The sequence below is a fragment of the Streptomyces sp. NPDC101234 genome, from assembly GCF_044767525.1.
GTDB classification, from domain to species: domain Bacteria; phylum Actinomycetota; class Actinomycetes; order Streptomycetales; family Streptomycetaceae; genus Streptomyces; species Streptomyces sasae.
In genome coordinates, this window is the sequence record NZ_JBIWOA010000006.1 from 55999 (window position 1) to 79613 (window position 23615).

19 protein-coding genes and 1 riboswitch are annotated in these 23615 nt (G+C 70.8%); of the genes, 3 read left to right on the forward strand and 16 right to left on the reverse strand.

Going from position 1 to position 23615, the window contains the following annotated elements; translation table 11 throughout:
* Positions 1–8: 8 nt before the first annotated feature.
* The 15 genes from ACIRR9_RS13015 to ACIRR9_RS13085 form a co-directional block, all read right to left on the reverse strand.
* Complete coding sequence (locus ACIRR9_RS13015) at positions 9–1304, reverse strand: class I SAM-dependent methyltransferase (RefSeq protein ID WP_403750630.1); 1296 nt, start codon at positions 1302–1304, stop codon at positions 9–11.
* Positions 1305–1540: 236 nt separating this feature from the next.
* Entirely contained in the window at positions 1541–2920 is a 1380-nt protein-coding gene (locus tag ACIRR9_RS13020; protein ID WP_365341122.1) for an NAD(P)/FAD-dependent oxidoreductase, read from the reverse strand.
* A 441-nt stretch (positions 2921–3361) separates the two neighbouring features.
* Positions 3362–4303 carry an exopolyphosphatase gene (locus ACIRR9_RS13025; protein ID WP_403750632.1) on the reverse strand — a complete coding sequence of 314 codons (942 nt, stop codon included), beginning with the start codon at positions 4301–4303 and terminating at the stop codon, positions 3362–3364.
* Between the two features lie 192 nt (positions 4304–4495).
* The gene (locus tag ACIRR9_RS13030) at positions 4496–5014 is read right to left on the reverse strand and encodes a DUF501 domain-containing protein (protein ID WP_384559934.1); all 519 of its coding nucleotides are present in this window, start codon (positions 5012–5014) and stop codon (positions 4496–4498) included.
* Between the two features lie 29 nt (positions 5015–5043).
* Positions 5044–5520: a septum formation initiator family protein gene (locus tag ACIRR9_RS13035; RefSeq protein ID WP_316769886.1), complete on the reverse strand. Its 477-nt coding sequence runs from the start codon at positions 5518–5520 to the stop codon at positions 5044–5046.
* A gap of 126 nt (positions 5521–5646) precedes the next feature.
* Positions 5647–6933, reverse strand: a complete 1287-nt coding sequence (eno, locus tag ACIRR9_RS13040) for a phosphopyruvate hydratase (protein WP_403750634.1) — start codon at positions 6931–6933, stop codon at positions 5647–5649.
* 331 nt (positions 6934–7264) lie between these two features.
* Positions 7265–7945, reverse strand: coding sequence for a transglycosylase family protein (locus ACIRR9_RS13045; RefSeq protein WP_403750636.1), 681 nt, complete (start codon positions 7943–7945; stop codon positions 7265–7267).
* A gap of 3 nt (positions 7946–7948) precedes the next feature.
* Positions 7949–8148: riboswitch (cyclic di-AMP (ydaO/yuaA leader) on the reverse strand.
* 182 nt (positions 8149–8330) lie between these two features.
* Complete coding sequence (locus ACIRR9_RS13050) at positions 8331–9344, reverse strand: transglycosylase family protein (protein ID WP_403750638.1); 1014 nt, start codon at positions 9342–9344, stop codon at positions 8331–8333.
* A gap of 167 nt (positions 9345–9511) precedes the next feature.
* Positions 9512–10798: a cytochrome P450 gene (locus ACIRR9_RS13055; protein WP_403750640.1), complete on the reverse strand. Its 1287-nt coding sequence runs from the start codon at positions 10796–10798 to the stop codon at positions 9512–9514.
* Positions 10799–10868: 70 nt separating this feature from the next.
* A complete protein-coding gene (locus ACIRR9_RS13060; protein ID WP_403750642.1) occupies positions 10869–11891 on the reverse strand; it encodes a nucleoside triphosphate pyrophosphohydrolase in 1023 nt (340 codons plus the stop codon).
* A gap of 180 nt (positions 11892–12071) precedes the next feature.
* The gene (locus tag ACIRR9_RS13065; protein WP_403750644.1) at positions 12072–12719 is read right to left on the reverse strand and encodes a SurA N-terminal domain-containing protein; all 648 of its coding nucleotides are present in this window, start codon (positions 12717–12719) and stop codon (positions 12072–12074) included.
* A 204-nt stretch (positions 12720–12923) separates the two neighbouring features.
* Positions 12924–13751: a glycoside hydrolase domain-containing protein gene (locus tag ACIRR9_RS13070; protein WP_384559946.1), complete on the reverse strand. Its 828-nt coding sequence runs from the start codon at positions 13749–13751 to the stop codon at positions 12924–12926.
* A gap of 103 nt (positions 13752–13854) precedes the next feature.
* Positions 13855–15342: a protein kinase gene (locus ACIRR9_RS13075; RefSeq protein ID WP_403751170.1), complete on the reverse strand. Its 1488-nt coding sequence runs from the start codon at positions 15340–15342 to the stop codon at positions 13855–13857.
* A gap of 38 nt (positions 15343–15380) precedes the next feature.
* Positions 15381–16016, reverse strand: a complete 636-nt coding sequence (locus ACIRR9_RS13080) for a hypothetical protein (RefSeq protein WP_403750646.1) — start codon at positions 16014–16016, stop codon at positions 15381–15383.
* 224 nt (positions 16017–16240) lie between these two features.
* Positions 16241–18541 carry an N-6 DNA methylase gene (locus ACIRR9_RS13085; RefSeq protein ID WP_403750648.1) on the reverse strand — a complete coding sequence of 767 codons (2301 nt, stop codon included), beginning with the start codon at positions 18539–18541 and terminating at the stop codon, positions 16241–16243.
* Positions 18542–18784: 243 nt separating this feature from the next.
* Here ACIRR9_RS13085 and ACIRR9_RS13090 point away from each other — a divergent pair, with 243 nt between their 5' ends.
* The 3 genes from ACIRR9_RS13090 to ACIRR9_RS13100 all read left to right on the forward strand — a co-directional run bounded on the left by ACIRR9_RS13090 (position 18785) and on the right by ACIRR9_RS13100 (position 22657).
* Positions 18785–19498: a hypothetical protein gene (locus ACIRR9_RS13090; RefSeq protein WP_403750652.1), complete on the forward strand. Its 714-nt coding sequence runs from the start codon at positions 18785–18787 to the stop codon at positions 19496–19498.
* A gap of 127 nt (positions 19499–19625) precedes the next feature.
* Positions 19626–21386, forward strand: coding sequence for a M48 family metalloprotease (locus ACIRR9_RS13095; protein ID WP_403750654.1), 1761 nt, complete (start codon positions 19626–19628; stop codon positions 21384–21386).
* Positions 21387–21532: 146 nt separating this feature from the next.
* The gene (locus ACIRR9_RS13100; RefSeq protein ID WP_403750656.1) at positions 21533–22657 is read left to right on the forward strand and encodes a hypothetical protein; all 1125 of its coding nucleotides are present in this window, start codon (positions 21533–21535) and stop codon (positions 22655–22657) included.
* 25 nt (positions 22658–22682) lie between these two features.
* Here the strand turns inward: ACIRR9_RS13100 and ACIRR9_RS13105 are convergent, their stop codons facing one another.
* Complete coding sequence (locus tag ACIRR9_RS13105; RefSeq protein ID WP_403750658.1) at positions 22683–23399, reverse strand: HNH endonuclease family protein; 717 nt, start codon at positions 23397–23399, stop codon at positions 22683–22685.
* Between the last annotated feature and the right edge of the window lie 216 nt (positions 23400–23615).

Below are 23615 nucleotides of genomic sequence, written 5' to 3' on the forward strand. Positions count from 1 at the left end.
GTGTGCCGTCAGTTCCAGGTACGGGTGCGCAGCGGCAGGCCGGAGGCGCCCGACTCGGGGGGCTTCACGGCCAGCACCTGGTTGACACCGATGCGGTTGCGTTCGAAGGCGAGGGCGGAGGCGGCCATGTACAGCCGCCAGACCCGGGCCCGGCCGGGGCTGGTCAGCCGTACCGCACGGTTCCAGTCGGCCTCCAGGTTGGCCACCCACTGGCGCAGGGTGCGGGCGTAGTGCTCGCGGATCGACTCCACGTCCCGCACCTCGAACCCGGCCCGCTCCAGCTGGGTGACGGTGGTGCCGATCGGGGCGAGTTCGCCGTCCGGGAAGACATAGGCGTCGATGAACTCGTCGACGTCGTACGCCGACTCGTCGCGCTGCGGCCGCCGCGCGATCTGGTGGTTGAGCAGCCGCCCGCCGGGCTTCAGAAGCCCGTGCAGGTTCTCCGCGTACTCCAGGTACCGCTCGGCCCCCACGTGCTCGGCCATCCCGATCGACGAGATCGCCTCGTACGGCCCGTCCGTGACGTCCCGGTAGTCCTGGACCCTGATCTCCACCCGGTCCGTCAGACCCGCGTCCGCGACCCGTTTACGGGCGAATGCGGCCTGCTCCTGGGAGAGGGTGACCCCGACGACGCTCACCCCGTGCTCCCGGGCCGCCTGGATCGCCATCGAGCCCCAGCCGCAGCCGACGTCCAGCAGCCGCTGACCGGGGGTCAGTCCGAGCTTCGCGCAGACGAGTTCGAGCTTGTCGCGCTGCGCGCCCTCCAGCGTGTCTGCATTGTCGACGGCCCCCCAATATGCGCAGGAGTACACCATGGACGGGCCCAGGACGATCTCGTAGAAGTCGTTGCCCACGTCGTAGTGGTGGCTGATGGCCCGTCTGTCGCTGTGGCGGGTGTGCAGATGCCGGCGTCCGCGGACCTCCTCGCGGGGCGGCGCCGGCGGGATCGGCGGTCCGGCGAGCCGCAGCAGCTCACGGACGGCCGCCCGCACCTCGGGCTCGCGCAGGGCCTGGACGAGGGTACGGCCGCCGTCCCCGCGCTCCCAGACCAGTCCCGACACCGCGGCCAGCGCGGCGTACAGGTCGCCCTCGATGTCCAGATCACCGGCGACCCAGGCCCTGGCGAGGCCCAGCTCCCCCGGCTTGAACAGCATGCGGCGCAGGGCGCGTCGGTTGCGCACGACGAACGTCGGCGCGTCCGGCGGTCCCGCCTGCGATCCGTCCCAGGCCCGCAGCCGTACCGGGAGCGGGACCCCCAGCACCTGCTCGGCAACTCTCCCCAGCCGCGACGCGGCGTCGGCCATGGCGCACACCTCCAAGACATCGATCCCGGATGCCGGTTACCACGTAAACACCGTGGAGGCAGCAGCGCAGTCCCGCAAAGGAGTTACGGCTGGGCAAAAAAGATGTAGCCAACATGTAATTGCGGCGGCTCCCGGAATCGTCGCGCCGGCTCCCGGGAACGCCGAAGGACCTCCCGCACCACGGATGGCGGGAGGTCCTTCGTCGGTTCAGCTGCTTCGGCGACCGGTGACCGGGGTCAGGAGGCCTTGGCCTTCTCCTCGGCCTTCGGGGCGGCGACCGGCGCCGGCTTGGCGGCCTCGTAGAACTCCTCGCGGGGGTTCTCCATGGCACCCAGGGACACGACCTCGCGCTTGAGGAACATGCCGAGGGTCCAGTCGGCGAAGATGCGGATCTTGCGGTTCCAGGTCGGCATCGCCAGACCGTGGTAGCCACGGTGCATGTACCAGGCCAGACGGCCCTTGACCTTGATCTTCGTCTTGCCCAGGACGATCATCGCGACGCCCTTGTGCAGACCCAGACCGGCGACCGCGCCCTTGTTGGCGTGGCTGTACTCCTTCTGCGGGAAGCCCCGCATACCGGAGACCACGTTGTCGCCGAGGACCTTGGCCTGACGCAGCGCGTGCTGCGCGTTCGGCGGGCACCAGGCGTTCTCGACACCGGCCTTGCGGGCGGCGACGTCCGGCACCTGGGCGTTGTCGCCCGCGGCCCAGATGTAGTCCGTGCCCTGGACCTGGAGGGTCGGGGCGGTGTCCACGTGACCACGCGGGCCGAGCGGGAGACCGTAGCGGGCGAGCGCCGGGTTCGGCTTGACGCCGGCCGTCCAGACGATCGTGTTGGAGTCGACCTCGAGGCCGTTCTTCAGCACCACGTGACCGTCGACGCAGGAGTCCATCGAGGTGGAGAGGTAGATCTCCACACCGCGGCTCTCCAGGTGCTCCTTGCCGTACTGGCCGAGCTTGGGCCCGACCTCGGGAAGGATCTTGTCGGCGGCGTCGACCAGGACGAAGCGCATGTCCTCGCGGGACACGTTCTTGTAGTACTTCGCCGCGTCACGGGCCATGTCCTCGACCTCGCCTATGGTCTCCGCGCCCGCGAAGCCACCGCCGATGAAGACGAAGGTGAGCGCCTTGCGGCGGATCTCCTCGTCGGTCGTCGAGTCGGCCTTGTCCAGCTGCTCGAGGACGTGGTTGCGCAGGCCGATGGACTCCTCGATGCCCTTCATGCCGATGCCCTGCTCGGCGAGGCCGGGGATCGGGAAGGTGCGGGAGACCGCGCCGAGCGCGATGACCAGGTAGTCGAAGGGCAGCTCGTACGCCTCGCCGACCAGCGGGGCGATCGTGGCGACCTTGCGGTCCTGGTCGATGGTGGTGACCCGGCCGGTGAGGACCTCCGCCTTCGGCAGCACGCGTCGCAACGGGACGACGACGTGCCGAGGGGAGATGCTGCCGGCGGCGGCTTCGGGGAGGAAGGGCTGGTAGGTCATGTACGACCGGGGGTCGACGACCGTGACGGTCGCCTCGCCGTAGCGCATCTTCTTGAGGATGCGCCGAGCTGCGTACAGGCCTACGTACCCACCGCCTACTACGAGGATCCTGGGACGCTCCGTGGTGCTCATGGCATCGAGTATCCACCCGCCCCGAGGGGCCCGCTCGTGCGCCCCTTCACAAGGTTCCACAGGGGTCGTGCTACACTCCGCGGCCCACGTGACGCAGGTCATGGTCATCGGCGGGAACCCGCTTCCGATACGACCCGTTGTCAATGCCGCGTGAGCTGCCTCTCCAGGCTTCCGGGGGCACCGTGAGGACCCCCGATATCACCCTCACGAGCGCCTCCAGGAACACCCCCTGGACGCTCCCCCGAGCGTCCGCTCGGGCCTGTTGAGCCCCCGAACGGACCAAGAGACCCCTCCGGACCCCTCACCTGCACCGAATTCCTTGTGAAGAACTTCACGAAGTTTTCCGGCGAGGTGTCGTGGCACGGCGTGTCATAGGCCGTTCGGGGCGCTCACCCGTCGTTTCGCATGCTCATCCGAGGTTGGATCACGCCGACCTGTGGGTCAGGCGACCGACCAGGCGATGCCGTCCAGAATGTCGTGCTCGCTCACCACGACCTCCTGGGCACCCACCCGCTCCATGATCGACTGGAGGACCAGGGCGCCCGCGCCGATGACGTCCACGCGGCCGGGGTGCATGGAGGGGATCGCCGCCCGCTCGGCGTGCGTCGAACGCAGCAGCCACTCGGTGATCTCCCGGACCCGGGCGTAGGGGATGCGCGAGTGGTGGATGGCCACGGAGTCGTACTCCGGCAGGTCCTGGTGGATGGCGGAGAGGGTGGTGACGGAGCCGGCGAGACCGACCAGGGTGTGCGCCTCGCGCAGCGGCACGGTCTCCTCCGCGAGGTCGAGGGCGCGCTCGATGTCGGCCCACATCGAGGCGGTCTCGGCCTCGGTGGGCGGGTCGCTGACGTGTCCCTCGTGCACCAGGTGCCGCTCGGTCATCCGCACGCAGCCGACGTCCACGGACCGCGCGGCCCGCACGTGCTCCTCGCCGACCACGAACTCCGTCGAACCGCCGCCGATGTCCACGACGAGGAACGGCTTGGCGAGGTCGTCGCGACCACTCAGCTCCCTGGTCGCCCCCGTGAAGGAGAACTCGGCCTCCTGGTCACCGCTGATGACCTCGGGCTCCACGCCCAGGATGTCCAGCACGCCCCGTACGAACTCGTCGCGGTTCTCGGCGTCCCGGGAGGCGGAGGTGGCCACGAACCGCAGCCGCTCCGCGCCGTGCTCCTTGATCACTGCCGCGTACTCACGGCAGGCGGCGAAGGTCCGCGCGAGCGCCTCCGGCGCGAGCCGCCCGGTCCGGTCGACACCCTGCCCGAGCCGAACGATCGTCATACGGCGTTCCAGATCGACGAGTTCCCCCGTCTCAGGGTTCACGTCGGCGACAAGCAGCCGGATGGAATTGGTACCGCAATCGATGGCGGCGACGCGGGTCATGACGGTGGGGTCCTTGTCTGTTCGTGACTTCTCGGCCGACCGAGCCGGGGCGGCGACCGTTCCTCCAACCGAGCCGAGTGGGCGACCGTTCGACCGACCGAGCCGGGGCGGGGACCGTTCGACCGACCGAGTCGGGTGGTGGGTGGGCGAAGGTCTCGGGGGTCCAGGGGGCGGAGCCCCCTGGGGGGTGCGTCACTCGCCGGTGACGACGCAGGAGCCCTTGAGCCACCACTCCGGCAGCATCGCCAGAGCCTCGTCACCGAGCGGGTTCACCCCGGGCCCCGCTGCCAACGCGTGCGCGACAAGCACATGCAGGCACTTCACCCGGTCCGGCATCCCGCCCGCGCTCGGAAAGCCCGTCAGCTCCTCGATCTCGTCCCGGCGCCGGATGTAGTCCTCGTGCGCGGCCCGGTACGCCGCCGCCAGCTCCGGATCGCTCTCCAGCCGCGCCGTCATCTCCTTCATCACGCCGTTGGCCTCAAGGGTCCCGATGGCGGACGCGGCCTTGGGACACGTCAGGTAGTACAGCGTCGGGAACGGCGTCCCGTCCGGCAGCCGCGGCGCGGTCTCCACGACGTCCGGCTGCCCGCACGGGCACCGGTGCGCGATCGCCCGCAACCCGCGCGGCGGCCGCCCGAGCTGCTGCTTGAAGGCCTCGACGTCGGCGTCGGTGGGCTCGGTACGCGGAGTGGAGGGCGGAGGCGTTTGCATGACTGTGTTCTGCGTGGCTTTCTGTCGGTTCACTGGTCGGACGCGTCGGACTTGTCGACGCCGTCCCAGACGTTCGCGTACCAGGGCCGGTCGGCCGCCCCGAGGTAGGCGTGCGCCTGCTTGGCCGTACCGGGGGCGATCACGATGTAGCCGGTCTCCCCCGGCATCACATAGTGCAGCCGCTGCCGGATCTGCTGCTCGGCGTAGGAGTCGTCCTGCCACCGCGCCTTGAGGTCCCGCAGCTGCTCGACCCGCTGCTGCGCCTGCTGCTGCCTGCGTTCCAGGTCGGAGATCTCGGCGCGCTGCGAGACGTACTGCCGCATCGGATAGGCGAGCGCGACGATCATCGTGCACAGCACGATCGCGAGCAGCGCCGCGCGGCCGGTGAGCCGGGAGCGGCGGGCCTGACGCCTGGTCTGGGAGCGGTAGACCCGGGCCGCCGTCTGCTCACCGAGCAGCTTGAGCCTGGTCGCGGTGGAGAACCGGTCCCGGTCCTTCACGGCCATGTCCCCGCCTCCCTGGTCGCCCTGATACGTGCGTACGTCCCCGGACACGGTACGGGACCGGGTACGGGGACGTACGTACGACTGGCTAAGCCTTACCCTCTACCGGCCGCTGCGGGCCGCAGGGGTTCAGCCCTTGAAGCGCGGGAACGCGGAGCGGCCGGCGTACACCGCCGCGTCGTCGAGGATCTCCTCGATGCGCAGCAGCTGGTTGTACTTGGCGACGCGCTCGGAGCGGGCCGGGGCGCCGGTCTTGATCTGGCCGCAGTTGGTGGCGACGGCGAGGTCGGCGATGGTGACGTCCTCGGTCTCGCCGGAGCGGTGCGACATCATGCACTTGAAGCCGTTGCGCTGGGCCAGCTCGACGGCGTCCAGGGTCTCGGTCAGCGAACCGATCTGGTTCACCTTGACCAGCAGGGCGTTGGCGGTGCCCTCCTCGATGCCGCGGGCCAGGCGCTCCGGGTTGGTGACGAACAGGTCGTCGCCGACGATCTGCACCTTGTCGCCGAGCTTGTCGGTGAGGACCTTCCAGCCGGCCCAGTCGTCCTCGAACAGCGGGTCCTCGATGGAGACCAGCGGGTACGCGGCGACGAGCTCCTCGTAGTACTCGGTCATCTCGGCGGCCGAGCGGGACTTGCCCTCGAACTCGTACTTGCCGTCCTTGTAGAACTCGGACGCGGCGACGTCGAGCGCGAGCGCGATCTGCTCGCCGGGGACGTAACCGGCCTGCTTGATCGCTTCGAGGATGAGGTCGAGCGCGGCGCGGTTGGACTCCAGGTTCGGGGCGAAGCCGCCCTCGTCGCCGAGGCCGGTGGACAGGCCCTTGGTCTTCAGCACCTTCTTGAGGGTGTGGTAGACCTCGGCACCCCAGCGCAGCGCCTCGGAGAAGGACTCCGCGCCGATCGGGGCGATCATGAACTCCTGGATGTCGACGTTGGAGTCCGCGTGCGAGCCGCCGTTGAGGATGTTCATCATCGGGACGGGCAGCAGGTGCGCGTTCGGGCCACCGAGGTAGCGGAACAGCGGCAGGTCGGAGGCCTCGGAGGCGGCGTGCGCGACGGCGAGGGAGACGCCGAGGATGGCGTTGGCGCCGAGCGAGCCCTTGTTGTCGGTGGCATCCAGGTCGAACATGGCCTGGTCGATCAGGCGCTGCTCGGTGGCGTCGTAGCCGACCAGCTCCGGGCCGATCTGCTCGATCACGGCGAGGACGGCCTTCTCGACGCCCTTGCCGAGGTAGCGGTTGGGGTCGCCGTCACGGAGCTCGATGGCCTCGAAGGCGCCGGTGGAGGCGCCGGACGGAACGGCGGCACGACCCGTGCTGCCGTCGTCGAGGCCGACCTCGACCTCGACCGTGGGGTTGCCTCGGGAGTCCAGGATTTCCCGGGCTACGACGACGTCGATGGACGGCACGAGCATCTCCTTCTTGGGATGTGACGCTGGTTGTGCGGGGCGCACGCGAGCCTTGTCGGCCCTTGCTCAGCCTTGCGACTAGAGCCTAACCGTCCCAGGGCCGTCAGCCGGTCGACCGACCGGCCCGTGGACACTCAGACGGTACTCATTGTTCACGCGCGGAACAAAGAGGGTCCCGATGAAGAACGGAAGAAGAGCGGGTCAAAAAAGAAACCCCGCTCCGGTGCGTACGGGGGAAAACGCACCGAAGCGGGGGCCCGTGGGGGACGGGGGTGACCCTCACATGGTCCCCACTATGGGGACCACGACTGTGTGGGGGCTGTGGTTCAGCTGGGTCTTACTTCAGGTGGAGCTGCTGACCCGGGTAGATGAAGTCGGCGTCGGCGACGATGTCCTTGTTCAGCTTGAACAGGGCCTGCCAGCCACCCTTGACGTGGTGCTTCTGGGCGATCGAGCTGAGGGTGTCACCCTTGACGACCTTGTACTCGCCGTTGCCCTTCTTGACCTTCTTGCCGGTCGGGGTGGTGACGGTCTTGGTCACGGCCGGACGCTCGGCGGACCGGGAGGCGGCCTGCGTGTCGGTCGTACGGCTGCTCGTGCTGCCGCTCGACGAGTTGGAGGAGCCGGCGCTGCTGCCCGTGTAGGCGGCGCCGGACAGGCCCGTGCCGCAGACCGGCCAGGCACCCTTGCCCTGCGCGGCGAGGACCTTCTCGGCGATCGTGATCTGCTGCGCCTTGGTGGCCTGGTTGGCCTGCGGGGCGTAGGCGGTGCCGCCGTACGCGGCCCAGGTGGAGGCGGAGAACTGCAGACCGCCGTAGTAGCCGTTGCCGGTGTTGATGGACCAGTTGCCGCCGGACTCGCACTTGGCGACGGTGTCCCACTCGGAGGCGGTGGCGGCGGAGGCGCTGCCGGCCGCCATCAGCGGGGCGGCGACGGCGACGCCGGTGACACCGGCGACGGCGATGGCGCGAACGGCCTTGGACGGACGACGGTGCTTGCCCTTGCCGGAAAACAGCATGGTGGATCCCCTCACCGACGCCTGCGAGGTGAGCTGTCGGGTTCGGGCCGGTTGAGTTGCCCGGCCGCACACCTGTGTGTCGGTGCGCGGCTCCACCCCTAGCCGGTTCCGGCGGCCTTTCGGCCGTGCGCCCATGAGGGCTCAACTGCCGGACCCGGCACTTACCTTGGGTCCCCCGCTCCTGCCTACGGCGCTTGACGCGTCGACTGTTCCCGGGCAGCCACTGGCAGGACTCGGCGTTGCGGCGGCCGGGGCTCGTGGTGACGAGCGGCCTCGACCGTAAGCGGGCGATCCGGTGAATTTCAAAGATGATCAGGGCTTCTGAGACTCATCCCACACTTTCACCAAACCGGACATCAGCTCCCAAGTCGGGCGCCAACTCCCGCTACTTTTCGTCCGATTCGCTGCCGAGTTTCAGGGTCTGACCGGGGGTGATGTCGTTCGGGTCGGTGCCGATGTCCGCCTTGTTCGCGGCGTAGAGAGCGCGCCATCCGCCGTCGAGGTCAAGGGAGTCGGCGATGGAGGCGAGGGTGTCGCCGTCCCGGACGGTATAGGTGCCGGCATCCCGGGAGGCGTGACGGCCGGAGGATGCGACCTTCTGACCGTTTTTCACGGTTTCGTCCGCCGAGCCGCCGCGGTGCTTGCCACTGCTACTACCGACGGCCCCTGTGTCGACCAGACTCCAAGACCCGCCGGCCTGCCAAGAATTGTCCGATTCGCTGCTGCTATCGGGAATTACGGGGCTCTCGCTCGCCTTCGAGGTATTTGTGTCTGAAGATTCAGACTTGTCCGTCTTGGCCGACTTGTCGGTGGCGTCCTTCTTGGAGTCACCACTCGCGCTGGAACTCGGAGCGGGGGTCGCCGTCCCGGCCCCGGAGTCCGTGGCGTCGGACGAGGAGCCGGAATCAGACGAAGAGGACGAGTCCGACAATCCGGAGGAAGAGTCGGAGGAGTCGGAGGAGTCAGAGGAACCGGACGAATCATTCGATCCGGTGAGTCCTGTGTCGACGTTCACCGAGGCGTCGTCCGACGAGAGCCCGGCGAGCAGGGCGCAGGTCCGCCAGGGCTTGGTGCCCTGCTCGGCGAGTATCTTCTCGGCGACCGCGATCTGCTGCGAACGGCTCGCCTGGTCGGGCGTGGCGGCGTAGTCCGTGCCGCCGTACTTGTCCCAGTCGTCCTGGGACATCTGCAGGCCGCCGTAGTAGCCGTTGCCGGTGTCCATGCTCCAGGAGCCGCCGCTCTCGCAGTTGGCCACCTTGTCCCATGTGGTGCCGTCGGCCGCGTGGGCGCTCGCGGCGCCGAGCAGCGGGATGGCGATGGCCGAGCCAGTCACTCCGGCCGCGACGAGGAGTGCCGGAGCCTGGCGGGGGCGACGGTGACGACCGTTCCCGGAGAGCATGCGGAAACCTTTCGAGCGACAGCGGTGACCAGCGCGACGGGTCCCGCAGGGGCGCCGCACTGATGGGTGAACGTATAGGCAGACGATCACTTGTCACAAGTTAATGCCGCGCAGATCACGTGAAGATCACAGACTTGAGTGCTGGTCACCTTTGGCTGGTAGAGGGCTTACCGACCGAGGGGCGTGAACTCCACGGGGAGTGTCCGCAGTCCGCGCATGATGAGCCCGCCGCGCCACCGCAACTCGGTCGGATCCGCCGCGAGTCGCAGATCCGGGAGCCGGGTGAGGAGGGTCGCGAGCGCGGTCTGGCCCTCCAGCCGGGCCAGCGGGGCGCCGAGGCAGTAGTGGATGCCGTGGCCGTATCCGAGGTGCTGGTTGTCCCGCCGGGAGAGGTCGAGGGTGTCCGGCTCGGCGAACCGCTCCGGGTCCCGGTCCGCCGCGGCGAGTACGACGAGGACGGGGTCGCCGGGCGCGATCCGCTGCCCGCCGACGACGAGCGGCTCGGTGGCGAACCGCCAGGTGGCCAGCTCCACCGGCCCGTCGTAGCGCAGGAGTTCCTCGACACCGGTCTCCAGCAGCCCGCGCTCCCCGGCGGCGAGCGAGTCCTGCAGCCGTGCGCGCTGCTCGGGGTGGGTGAGCAGGGCGTACAGCCCGTTCCCGATCAGGTTGACGGTCGTCTCGAACCCGGCGAACAGCAGGATGAAGGCCATGGCGGCGGCCTCGTTCTCGGTGAGGTGCTCACCGTGGTCCGAAGCCCGGATGAGCCCGGAGATCAGGTCCTCGCCAGGACCCGCCTCGGCCGGCAGCGCCTCCCGCTTCCGGTGGATCAGCTCGGCCAGATATCCCCGCATCTTCTTCACGGACCGCGCGACCCCGCCCCGCGGTCCCCCGCCGTGCCGGATCATCATCCCGGCCCAGTCCCGGAAGTCGTCCTGGTCCTCGCGCGGGACGCCGAGCAGGTCGCAGATGGCGTAGATGGGGAGCGGGAAGGCGAACTCGTGGATGAGGTCGGCGGACCCGCCGGCCGCGAACCCGTCGATGAGCCGGTCGGTCAGCTCCTGCACCCGCGGCGCGAACTCGGCCACCCGGCGCGGTGTGAACGCCTTGCTGACCAGCCGCCGCAGCCGGGTGTGGTCCGGCGGGTCGATGTTCAGCAGATGCGTCGTCAACTCGGCCTTGCGCTCCCCCGGAATCCCGGTCTTCCCCTTGGCGTGCGCGGGCTCGTCGTGATGCGCCGGGTTCTTGGAGAGCCGGGGGTCGGCGAGGGCCTGCTTGGCATCGGCGTACCGGGTGACCAGCCAGGCCTCCACCCCGCTGGGGAGCGTGGCCCGATGAACGGGGGCGTGCTCGCGGAGCCACGCGTAGGCGGGGTAGGGATCGGTGGCGAACTCCCAGGTGAAGAGGTCGGGGGCGACGAGGGCCTGGGGGGCTTGAGGGTGGGGCTGGTCGGTCACTCCTTGACCGTATAGGGCTTCCCCCCGAGCACCGACTCCGCAGTTTCCGTCTTCTCCACCGTTCCCGTCCTCACCGCCTCTCCTCTCCCTCGGTCTCCCTGATCGCATCCCGGTATGCCCGGGCAGCCACCCGAAGTGCCGCCTCCGGGTCCACGCCCTCCGCCTCGGCGCGGGCCGCCAGTGCCAGGAGCTCGTAGCCGATGCCCTCGCCGGCCGGCAGGGGGACGTCCAGGCCGGCGTTGTGGACTCTGGAGGCGAGCTTGGCGGCGAGGGCGAGGCCGGGCTGACCGAGCGGGACACCGTCGGTCACCGACTCCCGCCGCTTCTCTATCGCCTTGGTCCGCAGCCAGTGCTCCTTGACCTCCTCCGGCGTCGACGCGGTCTCGTCGCCGAAGACGTGCGGGTGGCGGTGGATGAGCTTGGCGACGATGCCTCCCGCCACGTCGTCGATCGAGAAGGGGGCCTCCGGGTCCTCCTCCGCGATGCGCGCGTGGAAGACGACCTGGAGCAGGACGTCTCCCAGTTCCTCCCGCAGCTCGTCACGGTCGCCCTGCTCGATCGCCTCGACCAGTTCGTACGCCTCCTCGATGGCGTACTTCGCCAGGCCCTCGTGGGTCTTCTGGGAGGACCAGACGCACTCCGCGCGGATGCGGTCCATGACCTGGACGAGGTCTAGGAGGCGGGCGCCGGGCAGGTCGTAGGAGGCGGGGAGCAGCTCCAGCTCGGGCATTGCGACGCGGCCGGAACCGGCGAGGCGGGCCAGTCCGTCCGTGAGCGCGGGCTCGCCCTCACCCGTCGCCACGACCACCACGGTCCGGCCGCCCGCGCAGGCGTCGACCAGCTCCTGGGCGGTGGGGGCGGCCTCGTCCACCGCGGTGCCGGCCTCCCGCAGATACGGCAGCTGCGGATGCGCGCCGTCCGAGCACAGCACCCGGTCCGCCGTGCGCAGCACCTGCCAGGCGGGCCAGGACAGCAGGCCGGGGGCGACCCGGTGGCTGGTGGTGAGCAGGACGATGCGGCCGGTCCCGGTGGCGTCGGCACGGGGAGTCGTAGGGGGTTGCGGGGTGGTGGGTTCGGGCCTGGTGGTGTTCACGCTCCGAACGTAACGCACCGCCGCCGCCGACCTCGCGGTTCATCCACAGGGCGGGGGCGATCAGCCGATCGTACGACTACTCGCGCGACCACTCATGAGTAGTCATGACCACTCACGACCACTCGCGACCAGTCATGACGACTCGATCCGCCCAGCCCCCCGCTCCCGCCTTCGGCCTCCCTACGCCGACACCTGTGTCCCGGCCGAGGTGACCTCCCGTACCCACGGCGTCTTGGCGTCCACACGGCTGCTCTTCTGGACGTCCCAGGCGCCGTAGCGCGGGTTGAGGTCGACGTGCAGTTCCTGGGACGCCTTGGCCAGGGCCTTCCAGAAGGCGGGCTGGGCGGTGTCGGTGCCGAGCACCTGGGCGAGCTTGGTGGCCTCCACCTGGAGGCGGAGGTTGTCGTCCAGGCGCTTGGGGGCGATGCCGTACTTCTGCAGCCAGGCGGCCTGCAGCCCCTTGGCTCCGCCGGCCTGCTGTTCGAGGCCGGAGCGCAGTTGCTCCACCTCCTTGCGGGTGACGCTGACGCCCGCGTCCTGGGCGGCCCGGTGCAGTACCTGGTCGAGGACCATGTTGTGCAGGGTGTCCCGGGTGAGGCTGCTGGTGGAGGCGAGGACCTGCTGGTACTGCGTCTCGTCGGGCACCGCCGCGCGCTGGGCCTGACGCACCTCGTCCACGCGGCTCTCCAGCTGCGAGACGGTGATCCGTTGGCCGCCGACGACGGCCGCCGCGCCCGGGTGCGCGCCGCTTCCGCAGGCGGTGAGGAAGGGGACCGCAGCGGCGATCGCGGCGGAGAGGACTAGCGCGGTGCGACGGCGGCGGTGCAAGGAGGCCTCCCGAGGAGATTGTGCGACGGTGCACAAAGTCTTGCGGTGATCGATGGTAGGCAGTGGGCAGGCTCTGGCCAACCCATTCGACCAACGATTCACAGCCGCATCCGGCACCGCCGCGCCACCCTCTGGAAGGGTTTACGGGTCGACGCGCACTCTCCGCGAGCCCGACCCCGACCCCGACCCGGCCCCACCCCGCCCTCAGCCTGTGATCGCCACCGGTGCGTCCCACGCGTCGCGGTCCACGGTGATCGTGTAACCGTTGCGCGTCTCCTTGCTGTTGACGAGGTACTGGTGCGCGCGGCTGTGGCCGGTGTACTGGGTGGCCCCCCACGGCCAGTCCGAGGTGGTCGTGTACTGCTTGTCCCACAGCGCGTACCAGAGATTGCCCGGCAGGTCCGTCTTGTCGGTCGCGGTGGCGATCGCCTTGGCGCTGGAGCTGGTGAAGCCGTAGTAGCCACTGCGGTAGATCTTGGCGCGCAGCGTCTTGGAGAAGGAGCGCACGTACGTCAGTACCGCGTTGTTGCACGACGTGTTCGTGGTGTCGTACGACTCCATGTCGAGGTAGATCGGGCTGCCGGCCTTCATGCCGAGCGCCGACGCCTTGGCCACCGCGTCGTTGGCGTCGCTCACGCCGAGGGAGGCAGCGGTGGAGGCGGTGAGCTTCTCGGGGTTGGAGCCGCTCTGGCAGGGCGGCTGGGCGCCGACGTAGAGCGGGATGAGCTTCCAGCCGAGGGAGCTGACCGACTTCACCCAGGAGGCGGTGAGGTTGGGCTGGCTGCAGCCGCGGTTCTTGCCGCCCACGTAGACGGCGGCGGCGCCGTAGAGGCCACCCTTCCAGGCCGTCATCGCGTTCAGGGAGGGCGCAGCACAGGTGTCGAAGGCATGGCCGGTGTACGTCTTCTGGGCGGGCCAGGTGGTGGCCGCCATGGAGGTCTGCGCCGCGATCCCGGCCCCGGCGACGACGGCGGCGCCCGCCACGCCCCAGGTGATGTATCTGCGCTTCTTCGACTGCCGATGGCTGGACATGCCCTACCCCACCCCTGTGTATGTACTGTGCATGAAAAACCGAGGAAAACGGACCGCAACCTATCAGGAGGCCGAAGCCGGCCATCTCCCAGGACGGCAACGGCTAGCCGCGCACCTGTCCCAGCCACTGCAACGTGCGCCGGACCTCCGTCGCCAACGGGTGTCCGGGCCCGTGCAGCCGCTCCACGTCCATCAGCAGCCGGGTGAGTGTGTCGTGTGCGGCGGGCCGGTCACCGAGCGCCAGCAGCAGATGCCCGATCCGGCGGCGCACGTCGTGCGCGAGCTGCGGATCGCCGGCCACGTACTGGTTCTCGTAGTACGGCAGCAGCGCGCGGTACTCCGCGAGCGCCGCCGCCGGTTCGCCGAGTTGCTCCAGGCACTGGGCGGTCTCGTAACGGAAGCGCAGGGCCTGTGGGTCGGCCTGGCCGGCCTCGGCGGCGCGTTCGTCGGCGAGCCGACGCAGTTCGGGCAGCGCGCGCCGGTACTGCCCGTCGTCCATCAGCGTGGCCGCGTACTGCTTGCGCAGGGTGCGTACGACCGTGGAACGCTCGCCGTGCTGGTCGGCGGCGATGGGCAGGATCGCGCCCAGGATGTCGACGGCCTGGGTGATGCGCCCCTCCCCGAGCAGCCGCTTGACCTCGTCGACGGCGGCGGCGACATCCGGTTTGTCCGGTACGGCGGCCACGGGGGCGGCAGGCTGGGGCGCGGGCGTCCGGGCCCGGTCCGGCCAGGGGGCGTGCGGGCGCAAAAAGGGACGCGTGGGGTCCAGGGGCGCCCCGGAGGGTGTCCCGCGCGTGGGCAGGAGCGACGCCAGGTTCTCGTAGACCTCCTGCGCGGACGCCGGCCGGTGCTGCGGATCCTTGGCGAGCAGGCTCAGCACGAGGCTCTCGAGCGGCTCCGGGACCTCGGGGCGGATCCGGCGTACGGGCAGCGGCGGCTCGTACAGGTGCCGGTGCAGCACGCCGAGCGCCGTGGAACCCGCGAACGGCACCTCGCCGCTGAGCAGTTCGTGCAGCAGAACGCCAAGCGCGTACAGGTCGGTGTACGGGCCGACCACGCCGCCCATCGCCTGCTCGGGCGCCATGTAGGCGGGCGAGCCGATCGGGGAGCCGGTGTGGGTGAGGCGGGTCGTGTCCGTGTCCATGACGGAGGCCACGCCCAGGTCGAGGACGGTGACGGTACCGTCCTGCTTCACCATCACATTGCGCGGCTTGAGGTCGCGGTGGACGATCGGCACCGCGTGCACGGCGCTGAGCACGGCGCACAGCTGCGCGGCCACCGCCACCGCCCACTGCCACGGGTACGGGTCGTGCTCCGCCAGGTGGTCGGAGAGGTCGGCTCCGTCGACGTACTGCATGACGAGGAAGAGCTCCTCGCCCTCGCTGCCCGCGTCGTGCACGGTGACCAGCCCGGGATGGTCGACCTGGGCGGTCACCCGGCACTCCCGCAGGAACCGCCGGCGCAGTTCCTCCGCCTCCGCTCCCGCCACCTTGTCGGGGCGCAGCAGCTTCACCGCCACCCGCCGGTCGAGCCGCTGGTCGTACGCCGTCCACACCTGGCCCATGCCACCCTGGCCGATGAGTGTGGACAGCTCGTAGCGGCCGGAGACGACACGTCCTGTCGCCACGGTCACCTTCCGCCTTCGTGGTTGCCCTCGTGGTGACCGTCGTGCTTGCGCAGGTAGTCACTGAGCTCGTCGAGTTCGGCGCGCACCTGCTCGATCCGGACGGGCGCCGGGCGCTGGGGCGGGGCGGGTATCGGAGACTGCGAGAGCGGTGGCCCGGCCGTCGGGGGAACGGTGTGCGGGGGCGGGGTGTGCGGGGGCGGGGTGTGCGGGGGCTGCACGCCCAGGGGCGTCGTCCCCGTGGTGTACGGCGAGGCGGGGGGCGCGTAGGGGTACGTCTGCGCCGCGTACGCCGCGCGCTGCCGCTGGAAGTGGCCTACCTCGGCCACGAGGTAGTAGACGATCGTGGCCAGGAGCGTGCCGAACAGCAGGGTGATTCCCACGTAGCCGCCGGTGGTGTTCACGTCGTCGCCGGGTTCGGTGCCCAGCAGCACGAAGCTGAGGACGTCGGACGCCGCCACCGCCACGAGCAGGCCCCAGTCCACCGATCTGCGGGTCACGGCGGCCAGCCGCAGCATCATCACCCACGTCAGGAGGCCGATGCTGAACACGCCCATCGCCACGAACATCACGCGCAACAGAACCAGTACCGCTTCGTGCGGCGGCCGCTGCACCGGCTGCGCATGGCCCTGGCCTTGCATGATCGCTCCTGTGTCGCCTGAAGGTTCCCCGAAAAGGGCACACTTGCCCACCCAACGCGGTCCGTCCGCGGACGACACCGGTCGTGCGATGGTCGGTTCGAGCATATGGCCCGGGGCGGACAACCGGTTCGGGTTGTACCGAACCGTTGTCGTACCGACTGCCGGGACGCACCGATCAACGACCGACCGGGCTCGGGCGGGCTCAGACAGCGCTCGGGCGGGAATCAGTCGGGCGTGACGGTTCCGTCGGTGAGGCCGTCGTACATCCCGCGCAGGAGGTGCTCTCCGAGTCGGCTCGCGTGGCGCAGTGCCCGCTCGAACTCGTCGAGTGCGCTGAAACGCGCGCCGTAGCGCCGTTGCTCCTCCAGCGGGAGCCTGGGCAGTTGCAGCCGGCGCACGTCCAGCCGGGTCGCGGTGGAGGCATAACTGCTGGCCTGCCGGTTGTTGGCCGTGCCCCGCAGGAAGCCGGCGAGGAACCACGGGTCGAGCGCCGTGCGATCGGGGCGCAGGAGAACGAGGTTGCGCCCCAGGGCGGCGCCCGCCGTCGCGTCGTCGATCACGCGCGCCACCGAGCCCCCGCCGAGGACCGGTACGACGACATCGCCCGGTTCGGTCAGTACGGCCTCCTCGTCGCTCTCGGGAAGCGTGCCCGAGGGCGGCGCCGCGGCGAGGACGTCGTGGTCGGTGAGCACGGGCACACGCGCGCGGCCGCCGTGCCCGCCGGTTCGCAGCACCAGCGCGCCCGCACGGACGAGTTCACCGACGGTGGTGAGCGGCCAGCGCGCGGGCGGTGCCTGGTCGGCCGGTGGCGGGGTGAGGTCGACGGTCAGGCGAAGGGTGGCGCCGAGCCGTTCGCGGACCACTGTGAGCTGTTCCGCGCCGTCGGCCACCGTGGCCGGCGGCAGATGGCGGGCGGGGGCCAGGTCCACGTCGTCGTCGAGGAGTTCGATGACCGGAACCGAACGGGCCAGTCCCGGCTGTTCCACCGGTCCCCCGGCGCGTTCGAAGGCACGCCAGGCGTCCAGGACGGCGTCCCGGACCGCCGTCCAGTCCGGACCGCCGCGCCCTTCCCCCGCGAACTGCCCGGTGTCCACGAGCAGCACTTCGGGCGTGGCCGGTGTCCGGTCGGGCCGGCGCAGCACCCACAGGTGCAGCGAGATGCTGTACGGGGGTGCCGCCCCGACCGGCAGCGCGACGACCGCCCTGAGCGCGCCCCGGCGCAGCAGGTCGGCACGGATCCGGCGCCCGGAACGGCGGGACGCGGCGGCCGGCGGCATCAGCAGGACCGCGGTCCCGCCGTCGGCGAGCCGGGCCAGGGCGTGCTGCACCCAGGCCAGCTCGGACTCGGTGCGCGCGGGGAAGCCGTACTCCCAGCGTGAGTCGTACGCCAGCTCGTCGTGGCCCCAGTTGCGCTCGTTGAACGGCGGGTGGCACAGCACCGCGTCGGCGCGCAGTTCCGGGTAGGCGTCTGCGCGCAGGGTGTCGCCGGCGGCGCCGTGCACCCCGGCCCGGGAGTGCAGCGCGAGCCGCAGCGCGGTGAGCGCGGCCAGGTCGGGGGCACTGTCCTGGGCGTACAGCTCCTGGCCGGGGCGGACGTCCACGGCCCGCAGCAGGGCCCCGGTCCCGCAGGCCGGGTCCAGCACGGTGCGGGCGGGGCCGACCAGGTCTGCCATGAGACCGGCGAGTTCGGACGGGGTGAGCGTGTACTGGCGGGGGTTGGCGTCCAGGTGCCGGCCCAGCAGGAACTCGAAGGCCTGCCGGGCCCCGACCTCGGCGGCCAGTTCGGCGGCGCCACGCAGGAGCGGGGCAGACGGAAGAAGTCGGGGGCCGGTAGGGGTGCGGACGACGGGGGTGCCGGGGGTGGTGGGGGCGGCGGGGCCGCGAACGGCGGGCGGGGGGTTCACAGGCGGGATGCGGTCGGCCGGGGCCGGTGAGGGGTCCGCGCCAGGTGACGCGGGGGCGAAGGTCGCGCCGGGTGTCGTCGGCGATGCGGGCGCGCCGGGTTTCGTCGGCGCGGTGTTCACGGGCTGGACAGCCGTTGTGGTGTTCACACCCTCTGGACCACCGGACCTGTTCACAGCCTCGGCGGCACCTGCAGCTCGGCCGCTGTGAACCGCACGCTCCACCGCCCCGCCGAGGCGCGTGGTCAGTACCGGCTCCAGCGCGCCCGGCAGCATCGCGGCCAGGCGCTCGTCCGAGCCGGCGCTCACGTCGAGCCAGACAGTGGGTCGTTCGTGGATCAGCAGCAGCGCACAGCCGACGTGGACCAGCGCCGCCAGAGCGCCCTCGGGGTGCCCGGCGAGTTGCTGCCAGACCCGCTCGCGCAGCGGGACTTCGGCGAGTTTTCCCTGCTTGCGCAGCCAGGACTCGACCTCGCCGAGCGCGAAGGACGGACTCGTCTCGGTACCGCCGACCGGCTTGGGGAAGTCGGCGTGCCGGCGGCGCCAGTTGCTGACGGCGGCTCGGCCCACTCCGGCGAGCCGTGCGATCCCGGCAGCGGTCACCTCTGTGGCGTTGTCCTGCACGCGCCCAGCTCCCCTCGTCCTGTGTGCACCGAGCATATCGACGTACACAAGACCTGCGCCTTCACAGACGAGCAAACGACGCATCACGCATACCGTGTTGACTCGGTTCACAGCCTCTGTTCTTATTGACCCAGCGCTTAGAGACGAGCCGGCCGTGGCGACCGGAGAGAACAGCCCGACCATCGCCCGCCCAGATCACCGTCCCGCCGTGAATCCGTTTCACCCACCCCAGAAGGACTTCTGATGCGTCTCCCGTCCCGTGCCGTGATGCTGATAGCCGTTGCGGCCCTTCCGCTGGCCCTGACCGCCTGCTCCTCCGGCTCCACCGGCTCCACCGCCGACTCCGGTACCGGCACGAACGCCAAGCCCGCCAAGGCGAAGGACCCCAACTCCGGCCTGTTCACCGGCACACAGCTGAAGAAGGCGCTGGCGCCCGCCTCGGCCTTCCCGTCCGGGCTCACCCTCGAGTCCGACGGCTCCGCGGACAGCGGCGGCCAGTTCCTCTCCCCGTCCAGCCCGAAGACGGGGAAGCCGGACTGCACCGCGCTGGAGTCCACGTCCTGGATCCAGGTGTCCGGCTACAAGGGTGGGGTGTCGTTCGCGCAGAACGGCTACGCGAACAAGACCGAGGAAGTGGACCAGGAGATCGACTCCTTCCAGGGCACCACGGCGACCGACGTGATGAAGGCCCTGCGTACCGTGGCCGCCGAGTGCGCCACGTACACGGACAGCGACGAGCACGCCACGGTGAAGCTCACCGGCAGTTCCACGGCCGGACTCGGTGACGAGGCCTACACGATGACGCTGACGAGCGGCCACTGGGAGAACGGCACCACGCTGATCGCGTCCCGTTCCGGCGGCTCCGTGGTCACCGTGCTGTCCACCGCGGGCGGCGACAACGGCGCCGCGTCCGCGAAGAAGGTGACGACGACGATCCTGTCGGCGCTGAAGAAGTAGCTGAAGAGCTGAAGAAGTAGCTGGAGAAGCGGGCGCCGCGTGCGGCCGGGTCCGAGCCCGGCCCCGAGGCGCCGCCCCACCGACGTTCCGTTCGTTCCGTTCCGTTCCGTTTCCGTGAAGGATGCCGATGCACCTGACGTCCCGCCCACCCGGCCGGGCGGCCGCCGCGGAGACCGCCGTACGAGAACGGGGCGTGCCCGGAACTCCACTGCGTGCCGCGCTCGTTCTCGGCCTGCTCCTCGGGTTCTACGTGCTGGCACTGCTCCTCCTCGTCGCGCTGGCGGTCCTGGACGTCTTCCTGGCCCGGGGCCACGGCTTCACGGTCATGGCCGTCGAGGGCTGGCTCGGTTCGCTGGCGATCGCCTGGTGCGTGGTGCGGGTCGTCCTGCTCAGCCGCGGCGCCGGGGACGGGCAGGACGAGGTGCCCGGTCTGTCACTCACGCCCGAGGAGCAGCCGGAGTTGTGGCGGCGGGTACGGGAGCTGGGCGAGCGGGTGGGCACTCGGCCGCCCGCTCGGATCCGGGTGGTCCCGGGGGCCAACGCCATGGTGCGGGAGGACTCCCGGTGGCTCGGGCTGGTCGCGGGTGAACGGCAGCTCTTCCTCGGTGTGGCGCTGCTGATCGGCCTGCCGGAGGACGAACTGGACGCCGTCCTCGCGCACGAACTGGGCCACTACGCGCACGACGACACCCGGCTGGGCGGCCTGCTCTGGACGCTGCACAACCGACTGCTGCACACCGCGCACACATTGCGGCAGCGGGCTGCGCGTGAGGAGGTCGAGGAGAGGGCAAGGGCCGCGGCGCGGGCCGCGCGGCGCCGTGCGGCAGGCAAGCCGCCACCGGTGAAGCGGGAGCCGACGCGAGGCCCGGACCACTACCTGGCCCTCGTCTTCTCCGCGTACGCCCGGCTGTGTCTGCGCCTGACCGAAGCCGTCAGCCGCCGGCAGGAGTACGCGGCCGACCTGACGGCCGCCCGGGTCGCCGGCCGGGACAGCATGGCCACCGCACTGCGCCGTATCCCCGCGCTCGAAGACGCCGACGACCTCTACCTGCGCGAGTACGCGCAGATGGGCCGGGACGCCGGCCTGCTGCCGCCGGAAGGACAGTTCCACGGCGGGCTCGCCCTCCTGCTCGCGGATCCCGCGCGCCGGGCGGAGCTGGAGGCGTGGGCCCGCAGACCGCTCCCGGAGGTGGTGCCCGAGGAGAGCTCTCCGTACGACAGCCACCCGCCCACGGCCGACCGCGTCGCGGCGCTGGAGGCACTTCCCGACGCCGGACGCACCAGCATGCTCCCCCGTCGTCCCGCCTTCGCGCTGCTCCGGGAGCCGGACCGTCTCCTCGCCGGACTGGAACGGGCTGTACTGAGCCGGGAGACGCGGTCCTGGCGGCGGGTGCCCTGGGCCGAACTGCCCGCGCAGACGCGGCGCGAGAGCTGGGCGCGGGAAGCGGGGCCACTGCTGGAGGCCATGGTTCAGGTGGCCGGCGCGAGGGGCGTGGGCGTATCCGGAGCGACACACCTCGACCGCCTCCTGGACTTGATCGACCACGGCCTGCTGTACGACATCGCGGACCGGCTGCCCAGGTCGGACCAGGCCGGCCGGAGCAGTGGCCGTGCGGCACGCGAGTTCGCGAGGACGGCCTTCCGCTCGGCCCTGCACCGACTGGCCCTGCTCACCGCGCTGGACACCGGGTTGTGCCGGTGGGAGCTGTGCTGGTCCGGACCCCCGGTGCGGACGCTGGCACCCGAACGGTTCGCCGAGGCGCTGGAGGAGGCCCTGGACTACGCGATCGCCGACCCGCCCACCACGGCCCCCCTGCGGGCTCTGCTGTCCCGGGGCGGTCGTGCTCCGGTCGGCGACTCGGCACCACCACCGGCCGTCCTGCCCTGACCCCCGCCCGGCACCCTGCGCTGACAACCCCGCGCTCTCCTGCTCCGACAGCCTCCTCGGCCGTCTCCTCAGCCGTCTCCTCAGCCGACTTCTTCGGCCGTCTCTTCGACCGCTTCCTTCGGCGGCCCCTATCCGAAAGACCCGGTATGAACATCCTGATCGACATAGCCGGTGCCTGCGTTCTCCTCTACGCGGTCGTCACTTTCCCTCGCAACGTCCGCAAGGGGCGGGCCCTCCGGGCGGAGGCGAAGGCCAAGGCGCCGGTCAACATCGATCCCGCCAAGTACGGGCTGGTGCCCGCCGCCGAGCTCGACAAGCATTTCGCGGGCCCCGATCCCGAGGCCGACGCGGTCGCGGCGGCCGCCCTCGCCGGTGACTGGCGGCAGGCCGCGGCCTATCTGGCCGGGGCGGGCCGGGACTGGGACCTGCGGTGGTACCGGCTCGGCATCCTCACCCACGCCGCCGCCGAGGACGACGCCTGGCTCAAGGCATGGCGGACGGAGTACCCCGGCGACCCGTCCGCCGCCCTGGTACACGCCGACGCGCTCCTTGAGGTCGCGAGCAATGTCCGCGGTGCGAAGCTGGCGAAGCACACCACGGCCGAGCAGTTCGAGGGCTTCCACCGGCTGCTGGCCGAGGCGCTGCCCGCCTGTCAGGAGGCCGCCCGGATGTCACCCGAGGACCCCTGCCCCTGGATCGCGCAGATCTCCGTCGCTCTGGGGCTCGGCTGGTCGAACGACGACTTCCGGGCGCTGTGGGCCCAGATCACCGCACGCGCCCCGCACCACTTCGGAGCGCATATGAGCGCTCTGCAGTACTGGTGCGCCAAGTGGCGCGGTTCGCACGAGCTGATGTACGCGTTCGCCGACCAGGCCGCGGCTGCCGCGCCGCAGGGCAGCCTGCTGCCCGTACTGCGCCTGCAGGCACTGATGGAGCACGCGTTCCGGGACCGTAAGGCACCCGTGTACCGCCAGCCGTTCGTGCAGGCGGCCGTGGACGCCACCCTGGACGCCGTGGCGTGGGCACCGGCCGGGCATCACCGGCTGCCGACCGTACGGCACCTGCTGGCGGAGGCCCTGTTCCAGACGGATCGTTACGCGGAGGCCGTCGAGCAGTTCAAGGCGATCGGCGGGTACATCGGCAGCCCGCCGTGGACCTACTCCGCCAACCCGGTCAAGGCGTTCGTCTTCGCCCGCACCAACACCTTCGTCGCCTGGGAGAAGGCGGGCCGTCCCGCCGCTCCGCCGCGCGGCCACTCCCTGGGGTACTGACGCACGCGGCGAGGGCGGGCCGGGTTCAGCGCGCCTTGAAGCGGGACGGTGCCTCGGTCGGGTTGCCGCCTGTGGGGAGTTCCTGGTTCGGGCAGCCGGACAGGACCTTCTTCATCGCGCCCTTCTCGGCGGCGGTGACCCACAGACCGTACTTCTTCTTCACGGCCACCTGCGCGGCGACGTAGGTGCAGCGGTACGAGCTGTTGGTCGGGAGCCAGGTGGCGGTGTCGCCGTCGCCCTTGCCGCGGTTGGCGCTCGCGTCGACGGCGAGGAGGTTGAGCGGGTCGTTGGCGAGGGCTATGCGCTTGCTCGCGTCCCAGTACTTGGCGCCCTTCTGCCAGGCGTCCGAGAGGGCGACGAGATGGTCTATGTCGACCAGGCTGCGGCCACGCCGGTAAGTGACCTTCTTACCGGAGTAGGGGTCCGGGTCGAGGACGCCGTAGGAGACCTTGCAGTCGCCGTCCGTGAACTTCACGTCCTTCAGGTCGCGTTTGAGTATGTCGCTGCGGGTGTCGCAGGAATTGGAGTCGGTGTCCGCCCAGGCGGAGCCGAACCTCTCCCGGGTGTAACCGGTCTTCGGTGCCCGGCCCTTGACGGTCAGCGAGTCGGCGGCGGCCAGGGCCGCGCCCCCGCCTCCGGACCCCTGGGCCCCCGAAGCCCCCTTGTCCTGCGCGTTCTTGCATCCCGCCACAGCGAAGACAACGGCGACGGCGACGGCCGCCCCGCTCCTCAGACGCGCCACGTGCGCCCCCTCGTACTCGCCCTCCGCCGCCCCCACGAGGGCGGATGTCCGCAGCCCCCACCGTAACCGCCGGACGGTTCGGGCCGGACGGGGCCTCAGCGGACGGATGCCCCCGACTCCTTCTTGTAGTCGGGGGCCGGACACAGCGGGAGAAGCCCGGCTGCCGCGGCCGCACGCCCGCTCACACCGTCGCGGGGCGTGCGCCTCCCCCGTACG